Origin of the sequence: Corynebacterium sp. HMSC063G05 (assembly GCF_001810555.1) — a bacterium.
Lineage (GTDB): Bacteria > Actinomycetota > Actinomycetes > Mycobacteriales > Mycobacteriaceae > Corynebacterium > Corynebacterium jeikeium_D.
Map to the genome: position 1 here is coordinate 23,658 of NZ_KV801861.1, position 16,385 is coordinate 40,042.

Consider the following 16,385-nt stretch of genomic DNA (forward strand, 5'->3'; position numbering starts at 1 on the left):
AAGTAGGTATTGGGCGGCTATCCCCTGCTATAAACGTGATTCCTGTTACTAATGTGGAAACTGTGATGTAACTTTCGCGTTGCAAACTCAAAGAAAAACGCCAATTACCGTAGTATCTTTCCTTGTGACTGCCGAAACTAAAGAAATCAAAGAAAGTGTCGACGGCTCACCCGAAGTGACCATCGACCGCGTGGAGAGACCGCCTATGGACGGCCCCTCTCCCACGACACTGACTCGTTGGACAGCGATTATCGCTGGAATCGTCGGTTTCATTTGCTTTGTCATCACACCGTTCCTCCCGGTCGTGAATACTCAGTCCTCCGTGTCTTGGCCTCAGCGCGACACACTGAACTCAGTGGATGCACCGCTTATGGCGCAGGCACCGTTGGATCTGAGCGTCGATCTGCCTCTGTCCCTGACGGATGAACTTTCCGACAAACGGACGACCCTGTTGTCGACTATCCCCCCGACCGCGGATAAGCCGACCAAACGGGGCCTGATGGTGCGTTCGGGCAAGGACGGCCTCGACGTCATTCTGCGCGACAGCGTGGTGATGAGCCTGGATAAGAAGGAGCTTGCCAGCAACAAGGGCAAGATCCTGGAGATCCGCTCAAACGAGCATGAGACCACCGTCAACATCGACGGCGCCAAGAACTCAGATGGTGAGAAGCTCACCGCCACCACACACGGCGATTACCGTCCGCAGGTCACCGGTATCTACACTGACCTGCCCGCTGACGGTGACGCGGCCAAGGCCGTAGCCGATGGACTCGATGTCCACATGAACATCGACTCCCGCTACACCTCACACCCGACAGTGGTGAAGTACATCGTCATGTACTTGGGTCTGCTTCTGACGCTGGCTTCCCTGGTCGCGTTGGCTCGCATTGACCGTATCGACGGTTCCCCTTTCACTCCGCTGTTCAAGCGCGGTGCGTTGAAGCCGACTCCGCTGGACATCCTGGTCGGCACGATTTTGGTTGTTTGGCACTTCATCGGTGGCAACACCTCCGATGACGGTTACATCTTCACCATGGCGCGCGTCTCCGACGAGTCGGGCTACATGGCGAACTACTACCGTTGGTTCGGCGCGCCTGAGTCACCGTTCGGCAGCCCTTACTACGACCTGCTGTCGCTGATGGTGAAGGTGTCCACCTCGTCACTGTGGATGCGACTACCGGCGCTGCTGTCCGCACTGCTGGTGTGGTTCATTATTTCCCGAATGGTTATCCCACGCCTCGGCGAGAAGATTGCCCAGCGCCGGGTGGCCTACTGGTCTGCTGCTGGTGTGCTATTGGCCTTCTGGCTGCCGTACAACAACGGACTGCGCCCGGAGCCGGTCATTGCTCTGGGATCCCTGCTGACCTGGGTATTCATTGAGCGCGCAATTCTGACTCGACGCCTGCTGCCAGCTGCAGTCGCAGTGGTTATCGCCACGCTGGCACTGGGCTCGGGCCCAACGGGCCTAATGGCAGTTGCTGCCCTGCTCGCAGGCATCCCGATGCTGGTGCGCATTGTCGTTGAGCGCCATAAGGCTCTCGGTGGTGGTTGGCAGGCCCCACTGATGCAGATTGCGCCGTTCCTGGCTGCGGGCACCGCAATCTTGGTCGGTGTCTTCGGCGACCAGACTTTGGCCACGGTCCGCGAGTCCATTCGCGTCCGCAGCATCATCGGCCCGTCGGAGCCTTGGTACAACGAGTACGTCCGCTACTACTGGCTGGTGCTGCAGTCGGTCGACGGCGCCTTCCCGCGTCGTTTCCCAGTTCTGATTGCACTGGCGTGCTTGACCATCACGATTGCCGCGCTGCTTCGTCACCGCACCGTTCCGGGGGCTCTGGCCGGCCCGTCGGCACGCCTGGTGTTCATGTTCATCGGCACCATGTTCTTCCTGACCTTCACGCCGACAAAGTGGACGCACCACTTCGGCGTGTACGCGGGCATCGCGGCTTCCCTGGCAGCACTTGCCGCTATGGCCATTAGCCATTGGGTAGCAGGTAACCCGCGCAACCAGCTGTTCTTTGCCGGTGGTATCACCTTCATCCTCGCTTTCTCGCTGATGGGCATTAACGGCTGGTGGTATGTGTCGTCCTACGGTGTGCCGTGGTTCGACAAGACTATTCAGTTGCGCGGCCACCAGCTGGGTTCAGCAGTATTGGCTCTAGCCTTGCTACTGCTGCTGGCTGGTGCCGTAATGAACTTCGTCCAGGAGTTCCGCACCAAGCCGAAGTCGCAGGAAAAGTCGGCACGCGCGCGCCGCATCAATGCAGTTGCATCGTCCCCGATTGCAGTGACGACGCTGCTGGTGACGATGTTCATGGTGGCTTCACTGGGCAAGGGCGCAGTATCGCAGTACCCGGCATACTCGGTCGCCGCTGGTAATATCCGCTCCTTGGCTGGTCAGACATGTAATATGGCGAGCGATGTGCTGATGGAAACCGATCCGAACGATGGCTTCCTGAATACCGTCGATGGCAAGCCGCTAGCGGAATCGTTGCGCGGTGGCGGCAAGAACCGTGGCTTCGACCCGAACGGCGTCCCGTCAAATATGAAGGCCGAAGCTGTGGACACCAGCCAGAGCCAGGCAAGTACTGCCGACACTGATGATCAATCTTCTGATCCGGAAGCCACAGTTGAGGGCGGTTCCGCGTCGGGCACCGACGGCGGCAAGCGCGCCGACAAGGGTGTCAACGGCTCGCAGGTCGAGCTGCCATTTGGCTTGGATCCGGATAAGGTGCCGGTGCTTGGCTCCTACTCCGAGGACATTCAGCGTCCTGCAAGCCTGGAAACTTCCTGGTTCCAGCTGCCTGAGATTGACGAGGACCACCCGCTACTCGTCGTATCGGCGGCTGGCCGTATCTTCCACCACGACATCAACGGTGTGGCTCAGCAGGGTCGCAAGCTGGTGGCAGAGTACGGTCGCAAGGGCGGCGACGAGGATGGCTTCGAGGTCCTCTCCGAGTCGGAGCCGATTGATATCGGCCCTGCTCCGACCTGGCGTAACCTGCGCTTCCTGACCGAGGAGATCCCAGAGGGAGCGACCGCTGTGCGACTGGTCGCGGAGGACAATGACGTCTCCGAGGATCAGTGGCTGGCACTGACCCCGCCGCGCCTGGCCGAGCTGCAGTCGATGACTGATGTCATTTCGCCGGAAACTGCGACTATCCCGGACTGGCCGGTTGCCTTCCAGTTCCCGTGCCAGCGTCCGTTCGACCACTACGCAGGTGTCGCAGAGCTTCCGGAGTACCGCATCACTCCGGACCGTGGCCTGAAGGTCGTCGGTGCAGATGTCTGGCAGTCGGTCGATGGCGGTGGTCCGCTCGGATTCTCCGACGCTGTGAATGAGGCTACGTCCGTACCGACTTACCTCAAGAACGACTGGCGCCGCGACTGGGGTTCCGTCGAGAAGCTCTCGCCGCGTCCGAATAAGGACAAGGTCAAGCCGGATGTCGCCGAAATTGAGTATGAAGATATCACTCGCTCGGGTCTATACTCGCCCGGGAAGATGATTGTGAAGGATCCCTAGGCGAAAGAGCCTCGGTGCCTCCTTCACCTAAGGAGACCGAGTGACTGCACAAACCCGTTCCATCGTTGTCGCCGCAATGGTTGTGACTGACCCGGTGGGGCGGGTTTTGTGCGTTCGTAAGCGGGGCACGGATACGTTCATGCTGCCCGGCGGCAAGTTCGAGCCGGGTGAATCCGTCGATCACCCGGAGGTCACCGCCGCTCGCGAGGTCTCCGAGGAGCTCGGCGTGGACATCGAGCTATCGCAGTTGCGTCCGTGGAATATTGCCCGTGCAGCCGCTGCCAACGAGGCGGGCTTCGAGGTCGTCGGCCACCATGTGCGCTATGTCGGTGAGTTCACCGATGAGCTGGTGAACGTTCAGCCTCACGCCGAAATCGAAGAGGTACGCTGGCTCGATCCCTGGCTACCGACCGGGAGAATCGCGCCCATGCTGGTCGAAACCACGCTGCCGAAGCTCCGCGAAGAGCTGCCCCAGCTTGCCGCTGGCCGTGAGCAGCCACAGCGCGCACTATCGTCGCTGACTGTTTTCTGCGGCTCTGGCTTCGGCAACGACCCCGCCTGGCGCGTCACCGCCGAACGCCTCGGCCAGGCACTCGCGGAAAATCGGGTGGAGCTCGTCTACGGTGGCGCGGCGATTGGTCTTATGGGCACGGTTGCTAACGCGTCGCTTGACGACGGCGGCAGTGTCACCGGTGTCATCCCCGAGGTCCTGGTCAAGAAGGAAATCGCCCATCCGCGGCTGACTCACCTGGAAACTGTTGCGACTATGGCCGATCGAAAGTCGCGCATGTATGAACTCGGCGATGCTTTTGTTGCGCTCCCCGGCGGTGCGGGCACGCTGGAAGAGTTCTTCGAGGTGTGGACCCAGCAGCACCTGGGGATTCATGCCAAGCCGGTGGCGTTGCTGGGACCTTCGGGCTTCTGGGAGCCCCTGCTGGTGCTACTGCGCAATGTTGTGGATGCGGGCTTTGTGCGGCCGGAGCTTCTCGATGCGCTTATCGTCGTCGACGACGTCGACAAACTCCTGCCTGCGTTGATTGCGTGGCGTGCGGGGCGGACGAAGTTTTAGCCTGTTCCCAGCCCCCCACAACACATCACTAGTGAGCAGCAGCCAGCTGCTGCAGCTCGGCTTCGGTGCCGTTGAAGACATCCTCATCGACGATGGTCGGGATGCCATCGATGCGGCCGGTGGAGGAACGCTGCCAGAAGGTCATGCTCTCCCAACCGCCCGGCAGCGAGGTCGGAGCGCTGTCTTGGTAGGCGGCGAGCCACAACGGGTAGTCGGTGAAGTCGGTCGAGTTACCCATTGGGTTCTGCCAGAACCAACGGTAGGTGTAAATCATCGGGGTTTCGCCGGTCTTTTCCTCGACGCGCTCGAGGAAGTCCTTGGTCCACTTTTGCAGCTGGGTCGGGTTGAGGCCGTTGTCCAGCTCGATGTCCAGCACAGGTGGCAATGTCTTGTCCGTGGAGATTTGCTCATCGCGCTGCTGCAGTGCTTCCACATATTGATCGGCCTGCTCGGTTGCGGAGCGATCCGGATGCGCCTTGTGGTAGCTGCCCACGTACAGACCGGCCTTAGCTGCGGCGATGGAGTCCTCGAGGAAGTACTTCTGGTCGCCTTCGACACCATCAGTGGCCTTGATGAAAGCGAACTTCTGGCCGCTGGCTGCGACCTCGTCCCACTTCAGCGCGACACCACCTGGGCGCTGCCACTTGGAGACGTCCACACCGGTCGGCCCCATGTGGAAGCCGGTGCGCGCCGAGTTCGACGATGCACTGGTAGCCGAACCAGTTGAGGAACCGTTGGCATCAGAGCCCTGCGGCTCCTGAGCATCCGACACCAGCGGCGCATCGGTGATGCTCGGTGATTCGGTCAAAAAGTCGAGCGACCCCTTGGAATCAGCAGCGGACGGGTTGGAGTGTGCAGATGCGTCCTGTGTTTGTGCGTCTGCCGGTGCAATAACACCCAAGGTCAGCGGCGCAACGGCCACGATACTTGCCAAAGTGGCGCGTCCCGGGCGCCGCTTCAGCACCGCGTTCGCGGAAAGTGGAAGAAATTTCATGGTTTGCACCTTACCCCCTAAACCACTTCAGCCCCATTCGTAAGCCTAAACTTATTCCACCCCTCCAGTCACAGCTTCAATCCGCCCTTGCCCCTAGACTGGCGGCATGACAAATAGCACTAATACTGAGACCCAGTCCGCAACGTCCCAATTCTCAACAACTCCTCGCCCGCAGGATGACCTCTACTTGGCCACCAACGGTGGGTGGATTAGCAATCACGTCATCCCGGCTGACCGCCCCATCGATGGCGCCTTTTACAAGCTGCGGGATGAGGCGGAGGAAAACGTCCGCGAGCTCATCACCACTGCCGCCGATGCGGATCCGAATTCCCGCGTCGCTCGCTTGTACAACTCTTTTATGGACGAAGCCGCTATTAATAACGCCGGCGCAGCTCCTCTCGCGCAGGATTTAGAAATGATTGCCTCCGCCGAGAACGCGCATGAGCTGGCGTTGGCGCTCGGCCACCTCGATCGCCTCGGTGTCGGTGGTGCGCTCGGGTACTGGGTAGAGAAGGATTCCGGCTCGGACCTGGATACTCTCTATCTGTTGCAGTCGGGCCTCGGCCTCCCGGATGAGGCTTACTACCGCGAGCCTGGTCACGCCGACACCCTCGCTGCCTATGAGCAGCATGTTGCCGCTATGTTGAAGCTCCTCTCCTCGCATGACGACGGCGCGGGGGAACTCTCCACCGCGCTTGCTGCATTCGAGTTGGTGGACCCGGCCGCTGCGGCGGCGCGCATCGTGGCTTTTGAAAAGCGCATCGCCGCCGGTCACTGGAATGTGGTCGATACCCGCGATGCACTGAAGACCTATAACAAGACGGCCATTGCTGACCTCCCCACCGGCTTCCCGGTCGCGGAGTGGCTCGCGGCCACCGGTGTCAATAAGACGAACCAGACTGCCATCGACACCATCGTGGTGATGATGCCGTCGTACTTCGAGCACTTGAGCAAGCTGTGGCAGGACACTGACCTGGCAGATCTGCGCCTGTGGGCACTGTGGCGCGTCCTCCACCAGCGCGCCGCCTACCTGTCGGATGACTTCTCTGCGGAGAGCTTTAACTTCTACGGCCGCACCCTGCAGGGTTCGACCGAGCAGCGTGCACGCTGGAAGCGTGGTGTTGCCTTTGCGGACGGGGCGGTTGGACATGACGTCGGCAAGCTGTATGCGGAAAAGCACTTCCCTCCGGAGTACAAGGAGCAGGTCCTGGAACTGGTGGACTACCTGCTGGCGGCGTACCGGGAGCGAATTTCGAAGCTGCCGTGGATGACGAAGGCGACACAGGAGCGGGCGCTGGAGAAGTTGTCGCTATTTAAGGCCAAGATTGGTTACCCAGAGCGTTGGCGTGATTACTCGGCGATGGAGCTCGGGGATTCACTGATGGACAATGCTCGCGCTGCCAGCGCTTTTGCGCATGATTATGAGGTGGCAAAGCTGGGAACCCCGGCCAATCGTGATGAGTGGCATGGCACTCCGCAGACGGTCAATGCCTTCTACAATCCGGTGGTCAATGACATCACGTTCCCGGCTGCGATTTTGCAGTCGCCGTTCTTCTCACCGGACGCTTCCCCGGCGGAGAACTTCGGTGGCATCGGTGCGGTTATTGGTCACGAGATTGGTCATGGTTTTGATGACCAGGGCTCGCAGTATGACGGTCACGGCAACCTTCACCAGTGGTGGACCGATGAGGATCGCGCAGCTTTTGAGAAGCTGACCTCCGCGCTGGTGGACCAGTACGAGGGCCTGGTTCCGCAGGCTCTGCGCGAGCAGGCCGAGGAGGGCGCTGACCTGCCCGGTGTCAACGGTCGCTTCACCCTGGGCGAGAACATCGGTGACTTGGGCGGGCTTGGTATTGCTGTCGTCGCTTTCCGACGTTTCCTCGCTGCCCGCGGGAAGGAGCTCGGGCTGGAGGACACCCCCGAGACCTACCGTGACCTGTTCAAGCAGTGGGCACTGGTCTGGCGTTCCAAGATTCGTCCGGAGTTTGCACGCCAGCTGCTTGCCATTGACCCGCACTCGCCGGCGGAGTTCCGCTGCAACGTCATTGCCAGCAACATCGATGAGTTCCATGAGGCCTTCGGCACTTCAGCGGGGGACGGCATGTGGCGTGAGCCGAATGAGCGCGTGAATATCTGGTAATTCTGCGGGAACCCAACCTGCGCTGCCTTATCCTCCGATGCTTTCCGGGCTCTCCGATGCCTTCCGCAGCCTCCGGGGACAGCAAACGCCTCACCGTTTACTACAAATGCAAAAGCTGACTTTTTGTTTTTGCAAACGTAGAACTAAAATCACAGGTGAGGCGCACGCTTTCCCGATGACCAAGTCGGGCAGGGTCCCAATCAAGCGAGGTTCCTGTTACAAGTGCGCTTACTAAGTGCTCTTGCTGGAGGAGGCCGCTGTGGACACCCGCGACATCCAAGCACTCACCGCCGTCAAGCTCTATTACGGCGAGGGGCTCACACAGTCTCAGGTTGCAACCGAACTCGGGGTTTCCCGCCCAACGGTCTCTAAACTGCTCAACCTTGGCCGTGAGCGCGGTTACGTGCGCATTGAAATCCACGACCCGCGCGAGGAAGCCTCAGAGACCGCGACGCAGATGCGGGATCGCTACCAGCTCAACGATGTGCGCCTGGCGCAACCGGCACGCGCTGGCAACGCGGTCTTGCTCCGCGAGTTGGGGCGTGTGGGCGCCGAGCTTCTCGACGAGCTGGTGGTCGACGGTACCCTTCTCGGTGTTTCGTGGGGTAAGACCATGTACTCCGTATCCACGCAACTGAAGTCCAAGGATGTCTCGGGCGTGGAAATTGTGCAGCTCAAGGGCGGAATGAGTCATTCCGATAAGTCGACGAATGACATCCGCACTATTGGCGGGTTCTGCCACGCTTTCCATGCCTATGCCCGCACATTGCCGCTGCCGGTGATTTTCGATTCGGTCGAGACCAAGCGCATCGTGGAACAGGATCGGTTCATCGCCAGCGTATTGGCGCTTGGCCGGACGGTGGACATTGCCGTTTTCACTGTCGGCGCAGTCGACCATGATTCACTGGCCTTGAACTTGGGGCAGCTGTCGGCAACCGAAAAGGACTTACTCGTGGAGCGCGCAGTGGGCGATGCCTGCTCACGCTTCTACCGCCCGGACGGTGGCATTGCGCTGCCAGAGGTCGATGCCCGCACGGTAGGTATCAGCCTCTCTGACCTGCGCCGGATCCCCACTCGGGTACTTGTGGCCGGTGGCGCACACAAGGCCGAGGCTATCGATGTGGCCCTTCGAACAAAGTTGGCCACTCACTTGGTCATTGACGATGCCACCGCCGAGCGCCTACTTTCGCTCGACTCATCGGACTCACCAGCTGCACCGGCTTCACCGGCTTCACCGGGCTCACCGGGCTCCCCCGATAGCTCCACCCCTCTTACTGCCACGGAGTAACCGTCTCGGGACGCATCAGTACAAAGAACTGACACCCGGGCCTGAGAAGCGTCTCTGCCCTCTTCGACCGATAGACTTAAGCGAGCGCAGATGTCCGCATATATGTTGCAGCCGCTGTCCGGTCGGAGAGGACGATTCTTTAGGTGTCACCAGCACAGCAGATCAAGCACACACTCCAGGCCTACGAGTCGGCAGACGCATCTTTTGCTCAGTCCGCGAAGAAATTGCCATGCGTGGGATGGAAAGGAGCGCTCTACGCTCTCAAGCGTGCGGGTATCGAGTTTTTCTTGGAGCTCGGTTTCGACGCCGCCGCGAAGTTGACTTACTACACGGTGCTAACCTTCGCACCCGCACTGCTTGCGATTTACTCAATTGCCACGCTGATGTTGGCCGGCTATACAGAAGACCTCAACCGACTGACCGAGGATTTCATCCGCAGCTACATTCCAGCTGAGTATGCCGAACCGATTCGCAATGTCATCTCAACGATTATCGGCTCCGCCACGGGCGGTCTTGTCGCACTGACTATCGGTATTATCTTCGCGCTGATTTCGTCGTCGGCCTACACGCGCGCATTTTCGCGCACGGCGAACTCCATCTACGGTGTTTCCGAAGGTCGCACGCTGATTCGCTACCACCTGCTCATGGTCGCCATTACGCTGCTGCTGTTAATCGGCACTGTGGTACTGCTCATTGCGATTATTGTCAATGACCAGCTAGTTATCACCATTGTCGAACCGGTTGCCCGCCCATTGGGTATTGAATCGACCACGCGCCAAATTATTGACTTCTGCATCTCCGTCTGGAGTTGGGTACGCTGGCCGGTCATTATCTTGATGTCGATGATTCTGATTGGCTCGCTGTACTACTTCACGCCGAACGTGCGCATGCGCAAATTCCGCTGGCTCAGCACAGGTTCGGCACTGGCAATTATTAGCTCGCTGATCATCGGCAAGGCGCTCCAGCTGTACTTATTCAACTTTGCGGCTTCGAATCCCTATGGCGCCATGGGTGCGGTTATCGCGCTGATGACCGCACTCTGGAGCATTAATGTGGTCGTGGTCTTCGGCTTCAAGCTGGATGCCGAGGTTGAGAGGATGCGCCAACTGCGCGCCGGCCTGCCCGCAGAGCGATACATCCAGCTTCCACCCAGAGCTACCGCGGCCGCCGAGGGCGAGCAGAAAATCCATCAGAATCTAGAAAAGCAGGCGGCCGAATTCCGAACTGAGGAACTCGACCGCCTGGATAAAATGCCAGCAGAAGCAACTGAAGATTTTTCCTCGCAGCCTGCTGCTGAGACTGACCCTACTACCGATCCGTTCAAGAGGATCGACTAGCAGGGCCAGTAACTAACCACACAGAACCTAGCTATAGCGCAATCACACCCACAATTGCAGCGTTGAGCAGGTTGGTGCACAGACCCGCAATCAGCGCCAGCGGACCGTTCTTGGCAATCTCACCGCGACGTTCCGGCGATAGCGCACCGAAGGAACCGATCTGAATTGCAATGGAAGACAGGTTGGCGAAGCCAGCCAGGGCGAAGGTCGCCAACATGATGGACTTCGGATCCAGCGAGTCGACGTGCTCCGAGAACGAGGTGTAGCCGACGAACTCGTTCAGAATCGTCTTCTCACCAATGAAGCTACCGACCAGCCCTGCGTTCTCCCACGGCACACCAATCAACCAGGCAATCGGCGCGAAGATCAGGCCGAACAGCCCCTCCAGTGACCAGTTTTCCTGACCGAACCAGCCGCCGATGCCGCCAATCATGGCCGACAGCATCGCAATCACAGCGATGAACGCAATCAACAGACATGCCACAACCACAGCGATACGACCACCGGCCAACGCACCCGATCCAAGCGCGTCAATGACGTTCTTCGACTCAGTGTCGCGGACATCCTTCACCGACGCATCCAGATCGGATTCCTCCGTCTCCGGCCAGAAAGTCTTCGCAATCAGCAGCGAGCCCGGCGCGTTCATTACCGATGCCGCCAGCAGGTACTCCAATGGCGCACCGAGCAGGGAGTAACCAATCAACGTCGATCCGGCCACCGAAGCAAAACCGCCCGACATACATGCGAACAGCTCCGACTTGGTCAGTTTCGGAATATACGGCTTAACGACGAGCGGAGCCTCCGACTGCCCGAGGAAAATCACCGTGGAAGCGAAGACGGACTCTACCTTCGAGGTTCCCATAATGAACTTCAGTGCGGACCCGACATACTCAACGAAGTACTGCACTACCCGCAGGTAGTAGAGGGCACCGAGGACTGCGCCCAGGAAGATGATCACTGGCAGCACGTTGAGCACGAAGACGAAGTTTTTCCCCGTGCCGTCGAAAAGATTACCGAAGACAAATGAGGTGCCCTCATTTGTAAAGTCGATCATCTTCTCAATGGCACCGGCGACGCTCTTCAACGCCTGGAAGCCGGGTTCCCACTTCAGCACTACCAGCGCGAACACCGCTTGCAGCAGCAGGCCAACGCCGAGCGTGCGCCAGTTAATGGCTTTCCTGTTCTTTGAGATAGCAATGGCAAATCCGATGACGAGGATGATGCCCAGTAAGCCTTGCAGTCTATCCATGACTAAGGTCTTCTTTCTTGATAAAAGAGGCTGTGGTGATGATGCCTACAGGTCCTCGGGACCAAAGGCGTAAGGGAGAATTTTTTCGAAGTCGATGCTGGCCGGAGCGCCTAAACCACCATTTTCCGGGCGCTCGGATTCCACAATGACACGCTTGCACCCAAATTCGTGCAGGACCTGCCGACAGGCACCACAGGGGTGGCACGGTGCCGCCTTTCGCCCGACAATGGCACAGGCCGCAATCTTATGGTTGCCGCCGTGCTCCGCGACCATGCGGAACACGGCTGTACGCTCTGCGCAGTTGGTCAACCCATAGGACGCATTTTCCACGTTGCAGCCTGTGACCACCGTGCCGTCGTCAAGCAGAAGTGCGGCACCGACCGGAAAACCTGAATAGGGGACGTACGAGTTTTCCGTGGCTGCGTAGGCCTTAGCCAGTAGTTCTTCGTCTGAAATGTAGGACATTGTGCTCTCCCTCCCCGAGCCTGTTCGAGGTGTTTATGCAAACATACTTATGTGGGTACAAATGGAAAGTTAACTATTGACATTTGTTCTAGTGCTGATGATAATCGGAATCAGCAGAGTTCACAAGACCAATATCGCTAAGCACAATCGCCTATAAAAGGAGCGAACAATGGCTGAAAAGTTCGATGTAGTTGACGTCATCAAGGTAAAGCGTGATGGCGGTGAGCTCAGTCCGGAAGAGATTTCCTGGGTCATTGACGCCTACACTCGCGGTGTCGTGGGCGATGAACAGATGGCGGCGCTGAACATGGCCATCTTCATCCGCGGCATGAACCGTCGCGAGATTGTGGATTGGACTCAGGCGATGATTGACTCGGGCGAGACCATGAGCTTCGCATCGCTGAGCAAGCCCACCACGGACAAGCACTCCACCGGTGGTGTCGGCGACAAGATCACACTGCCGCTGGGCCCACTGGTGTCCTCCTACGGCGTGGCCGTCCCGCAGCTGTCCGGCCGTGGCCTCGGCCACACCGGCGGCACCCTGGACAAGCTGGAATCCATTCCGGGCTGGCAGGCTGATGTTCCGAATGACCGCTTGATGCAGGTCCTGGAGGATTCCGGCGCGGTCGTCGCAGCAGCCGGTGCGGGCCTGGCACCTGCGGATAAGAAGATTTACGCGCTGCGTGACATCACCTCGACGGTGGACTGCATTCCGCTGATTGCCTCGTCGATCATGTCCAAGAAGATTGCGGAGGGCACCTCCAGCTTGGTGCTGGATGTCAAGGTCGGCTCGGGCGCCTTCATGAAGGATCTGAATCAGGCCCGCGAGCTGGCCCGCACCATGGTTGACCTGGGCAACGATGCGGGCGTGAACACCCGCGCACTGTTGACGGACATGTCCACTCCGCTGGGCCTGACCATCGGCAACGCCCTCGAGGTCCGCGAATCGGTGGAGGTTCTCGCCGGCGGCGGCCCCGCAGACGTCGTGGAGCTGACCTGTGAACTGGCCCGAAACATGCTGGAGCTGGCCGGCGTGCACGATGCCGACGTGGAGCAGGCTCTGAAGGACGGCCGCGCAATGGATTCGTGGAAGAAGATGATCCGCGCTCAGGGCGGCGATCCGGATGCCGCGTTGCCGGTGGCACCTCACACGCACGATGTGGTTGCGCAGGCCGACGGTTACCTGACCAAGCTGGATGCACTCGCTCTCGGCGTTGGTTCCTGGCGCTTGGGCGCGGGACGTGCTCGTAAGGATGATCCGGTGCAGGCCACTGCCGGTATTGAGATTTTCGCCAAGCCGGGAGACAAGGTGGTCAAGGGCCAGAAGCTGCTCACGCTGCACACTGAAACTCCGGATAAGTTCGAGCGCGCTCTCGAGTCCATCGAGCCGGGCATTGAAATCGGCGACACCGCGCCGACAGCCGAGCGCGAGATTATCCTCGATCGCGTGTCCTAGAAAAATTACTGATGGGCTCGCGCCGGCGCCACTTCCCCGCCCCGAGCCCGCCACCTCCCTACTTTTAAGCTCTCTCCCAAATTTCCGAAAGGACTTGATTTCTCCCATGACTTCCCGCGCTGATGTTGCCAAGATGATTGACCACACCCTGCTCAAGCCAGAAGCCACCTCTGACCAGGTCAAGGCTCTTATCGCTGAGGCCGGCAAGCTCGGCACCTACTCCATCTGCATCTCCCCCTCGCAGCTTCCAGTCGAGGTGCCTGAGGGCCTGCACATCGCCACTGTCGTCGGCTTCCCCTCCGGCGCGGTAAAGGCCGAGGTCAAAGCCACCGAGGCCGCCCGCGCCGTGGTCGATGGTGCCGAAGAGATTGACATGGTCATCAACATCGCCTTCGCCAAGGAGCACCGCTTCGACGACCTTGAGGCCGAAATCAAGACTGTTCGCGATGCCATTCCGGGCAAGGTTCTGAAGGTCATCATCGAGTCGGCCGCCCTGACCGATGAGGAAATCATCGCAGCTTGCAAGGCTTCCGAGTCCGCAGGCGCAGACTTCGTCAAGACCTCCACAGGCTTCCACCCGGCCGGTGGCGCTTCCGCTCACGCTGTGAAGCTCATGCGCGAAACCGTGGGCGACCGCCTTGGCGTCAAGGCCTCTGGCGGTATCCGCGATGCCGCTGCCGCTGAGGAAATGATTGCCGCTGGCGCCTCTCGCCTGGGCCTTTCCTCCTCCGCCGCCGCCCTCGACGGTCTGAAGTAGGCGAACCCCGATGCTCTCCGAACAGCTACAAGCCACCATCACCGATTGGATCGCCCACGATCCGGACTCGGCCACCGCCGCCGAGCTCTCCTCGCTTTACGACGAAGCCAAGGCCGCCAACCCCGATGCGATTGCCGAGCTGGAAAGCCGTTTCGCCGGGCCACTCGAATTCGGCACTGCAGGTCTTCGCGGTGTCGTTGCCGCTGGTCAGTCTCGCATGAACCGTGCCACGGTCATCCGTGCCACCGCTGGCCTGGTTGCGCATCTGAAGAACATTGTGGGCGACGACTTCACCGTGGTCATTGGTTGCGATGCCCGCCACGGCTCCGCTGATTTTCACCGAGATGCCGCCGCGGTTGTCGCCGCAGCCGGTGGCAAGGCCCTGGCTCTGCCACAGCAGCTGCCCACACCGGTGACCGCCTTTGCCGTGCGCCACCTCAATGCTGATGCCGGCATCATGGTCACGGCCAGCCACAATCCACCGAAGGACAACGGCTACAAGGTTTACCTCGGTGGCCGCGCGGTGGAGTCTGATTCCCGCCGAGGCGTCCAGATCATCGCGCCCCATGACAAGCAGATTGCGGAAGCCATCGCCGCTGCTCCACCGGCTGATGAGGTCCCGCGTGACTTCGATGCCGTCGAGCAGGTTGGTCCTGAACTACTGGACGCCTATGTGAAACGGGCGGCTGCGCTCGCAACGACGTCATCAAGCGAAGAGAAGCAGGCAGCGAAGATTGTCCTCACCCCGATGCATGGCGTCGGCGGCGAGACCATCGTGCGCACACTGAACGCGGCAGGTTTCTCGAATGTCAGCGTGGTCGAGAAGCAGTTCGCGCCGGATCCGGAGTTCCCGACGGTATCGTTCCCGAACCCGGAGGAAGCCGGTGCACTGGATCTTGCGTTTGAGCTGGCACGTGACGAAGACGCGGATGTCATCATCGCGGCTGATCCGGATGCGGACCGCTGCTCGGTAGCTATTCCGGACAGCGGCGTCGATGGCGGCTGGCGACAGCTCTCCGGCGATGACATCGGTGCGTTTCTGGGTGAAGTCATCGCTGCGGATGCCGAGGCCCGTGGGATTGCGACCGTGACCAATGATGAGGGCGCAGAGTTTCCGGCCACAATGGCTAACTCGATTGTGTCCTCGCGCCTGCTGGGCAAGATTGCCGCAGGTCACGGACTGAATTATCGCGCTACACTGACTGGCTTTAAGTGGATTGCTGGTGTGGACGGGCTCGTCTTCGGCTACGAGGAGGCCATTGGCTACTGCACTGACCCGGCAGTCGTGCGAGACAAGGACGGCGTATCTGCGGCGGTGCGTGTCGCCGACGCGGTGGCGCGACTGAAGGGCCAGGGTCTTGGCATCCAGGACCTGCTGGATCATGTTGCCCGTGCCCACGGTCTCTACAAGACCGCCCCGTTGACCTTCCGTGTCGAGGACCGCTCGCTGATTACCAAGGGCATGGACACTCTGCGTGCCAACCCGCCTGCACAGCTGGCCGGAGCGAAGGTCACGCAGGTCACGGACATGAATGATGGCCTAGACATGGTCGACGCCAAGGCCGAGAGCTATCACATCCCGCCTACCGACGGCATTCTCATCCTTACCGAGGCCAACGACCGCGTCATTGCCCGGCCTTCCGGCACGGAACCGAAGCTGAAGTGCTACCTGGAAGTCGTGCTGCCGGTCGCTTCGGCCGCGATTCCGCACGTGGCCGCGGCCGAGCGGCTCGACCAGATTAAGGCCGAGCTCAAGGAAATCCTGGGGATGTAGCGACTAAACAGCTAACCAATAGGCAGCTACCAGCTACACCTCGCAACAAACTGGGGTGCGCATGAACAAAACGGCCGAAAAATGGCCGTGGGGTTTCACGCGCACCCCAGTTTCGCATGTGCAGCCCGGAGTCTTGGACCGGCTCACAAGTTACTGACTAGGTTTATGACAAAAACAAGCAGAAATTAGTGCCGAAACTGACATAAACTTAGGCAGTTTCTCGATGGTCACAACCTCATTTGAAGCTCACCACCTCATTTCGGGTCTAGCTAAACCCGTTCTGGCCGCATTTTGCGGACGACATGCGTCTCCTAACATGCTTTACAGTTTTCC

General features: G+C 59.8%; 11 protein-coding genes. 8 read left to right on the forward strand and 3 right to left on the reverse strand.

The window, feature by feature from the left end:
- Nucleotides 1-124: 124 nt before the first annotated feature.
- Nucleotides 125-3,523: an arabinosyltransferase domain-containing protein gene (locus tag HMPREF2751_RS08210; RefSeq protein ID WP_070595843.1), complete on the forward strand. Its 3,399-nt coding sequence runs from the start codon at nt 125-127 to the stop codon at nt 3,521-3,523.
- A 40-nt stretch (nt 3,524-3,563) separates the two neighbouring features.
- Nucleotides 3,564-4,592 (forward strand): TIGR00730 family Rossman fold protein, encoded by a 1,029-nt coding sequence (locus tag HMPREF2751_RS08215; RefSeq protein ID WP_038627257.1) that lies wholly within the window; start codon nt 3,564-3,566, stop codon nt 4,590-4,592.
- Between the two features lie 28 nt (nt 4,593-4,620).
- Here the strand turns inward: HMPREF2751_RS08215 and HMPREF2751_RS08220 are convergent, their stop codons facing one another.
- A complete protein-coding gene (locus tag HMPREF2751_RS08220; RefSeq protein WP_070549369.1) occupies nt 4,621-5,586 on the reverse strand; it encodes a glycoside hydrolase family 25 protein in 966 nt (321 codons plus the stop codon).
- A 106-nt stretch (nt 5,587-5,692) separates the two neighbouring features.
- Here HMPREF2751_RS08220 and HMPREF2751_RS08225 point away from each other — a divergent pair, with 106 nt between their 5' ends.
- From HMPREF2751_RS08225 to HMPREF2751_RS08235, 3 genes are all read left to right on the forward strand, one after another.
- Complete coding sequence (locus tag HMPREF2751_RS08225) at nt 5,693-7,726, forward strand: M13 family metallopeptidase (RefSeq protein WP_070595844.1); 2,034 nt, start codon at nt 5,693-5,695, stop codon at nt 7,724-7,726.
- Nucleotides 7,727-7,985: 259 nt separating this feature from the next.
- On the forward strand, nt 7,986-9,014 hold the full coding sequence (locus tag HMPREF2751_RS08230) for a sugar-binding transcriptional regulator (protein WP_070595886.1): 1,029 nt from the start codon (nt 7,986-7,988) through the stop codon (nt 9,012-9,014).
- A 233-nt stretch (nt 9,015-9,247) separates the two neighbouring features.
- Nucleotides 9,248-10,351, forward strand: coding sequence for a YihY/virulence factor BrkB family protein (locus HMPREF2751_RS08235; protein WP_246823199.1), 1,104 nt, complete (start codon nt 9,248-9,250; stop codon nt 10,349-10,351).
- 31 nt (nt 10,352-10,382) lie between these two features.
- On the opposite strand, the gene HMPREF2751_RS08240 is transcribed toward HMPREF2751_RS08235, so the two are convergent.
- Together HMPREF2751_RS08240 and HMPREF2751_RS08245 are read right to left on the reverse strand one after the other, a co-directional pair.
- The gene (locus HMPREF2751_RS08240) at nt 10,383-11,600 is read right to left on the reverse strand and encodes a NupC/NupG family nucleoside CNT transporter (RefSeq protein WP_048732023.1); all 1,218 of its coding nucleotides are present in this window, start codon (nt 11,598-11,600) and stop codon (nt 10,383-10,385) included.
- Nucleotides 11,601-11,645: 45 nt separating this feature from the next.
- Nucleotides 11,646-12,065: a cytidine deaminase gene (locus HMPREF2751_RS08245; RefSeq protein ID WP_048732021.1), complete on the reverse strand. Its 420-nt coding sequence runs from the start codon at nt 12,063-12,065 to the stop codon at nt 11,646-11,648.
- 169 nt (nt 12,066-12,234) lie between these two features.
- Here HMPREF2751_RS08245 and HMPREF2751_RS08250 point away from each other — a divergent pair, with 169 nt between their 5' ends.
- From HMPREF2751_RS08250 to HMPREF2751_RS08260, 3 genes are all read left to right on the forward strand, one after another.
- On the forward strand, nt 12,235-13,521 hold the full coding sequence (locus HMPREF2751_RS08250) for a thymidine phosphorylase (protein ID WP_049172492.1): 1,287 nt from the start codon (nt 12,235-12,237) through the stop codon (nt 13,519-13,521).
- Between the two features lie 106 nt (nt 13,522-13,627).
- Complete coding sequence (gene deoC, locus HMPREF2751_RS08255) at nt 13,628-14,278, forward strand: deoxyribose-phosphate aldolase (RefSeq protein WP_070595845.1); 651 nt, start codon at nt 13,628-13,630, stop codon at nt 14,276-14,278.
- A 10-nt stretch (nt 14,279-14,288) separates the two neighbouring features.
- Entirely contained in the window at nt 14,289-16,052 is a 1,764-nt protein-coding gene (locus tag HMPREF2751_RS08260; protein WP_070595846.1) for a phospho-sugar mutase, read from the forward strand.
- The last annotated feature ends 333 nt before the right edge of the window (nt 16,053-16,385 follow it).

Excerpts from the sequence above, each read along its gene's own strand:
- HMPREF2751_RS08260 (WP_070595846.1), top strand. The coding sequence starts at position 14,289 with ATGCTCTCCGAACAGCTACAAGCCACCATCACCGATTGGATCGCCCAC.
- HMPREF2751_RS08220 (WP_070549369.1), bottom strand. The coding sequence starts at position 5,586 with ATGAAATTTCTTCCACTTTCCGCGAACGCGGTGCTGAAGCGGCGCCCG.
- deoC (WP_070595845.1), top strand. The coding sequence starts at position 13,628 with ATGACTTCCCGCGCTGATGTTGCCAAGATGATTGACCACACCCTGCTC.
- HMPREF2751_RS08240 (WP_048732023.1), bottom strand. The coding sequence starts at position 11,600 with ATGGATAGACTGCAAGGCTTACTGGGCATCATCCTCGTCATCGGATTT.
- HMPREF2751_RS08245 (WP_048732021.1), bottom strand. The coding sequence starts at position 12,065 with ATGTCCTACATTTCAGACGAAGAACTACTGGCTAAGGCCTACGCAGCC.
- HMPREF2751_RS08250 (WP_049172492.1), top strand. The coding sequence starts at position 12,235 with ATGGCTGAAAAGTTCGATGTAGTTGACGTCATCAAGGTAAAGCGTGAT.
- HMPREF2751_RS08225 (WP_070595844.1), top strand. The coding sequence starts at position 5,693 with ATGACAAATAGCACTAATACTGAGACCCAGTCCGCAACGTCCCAATTC.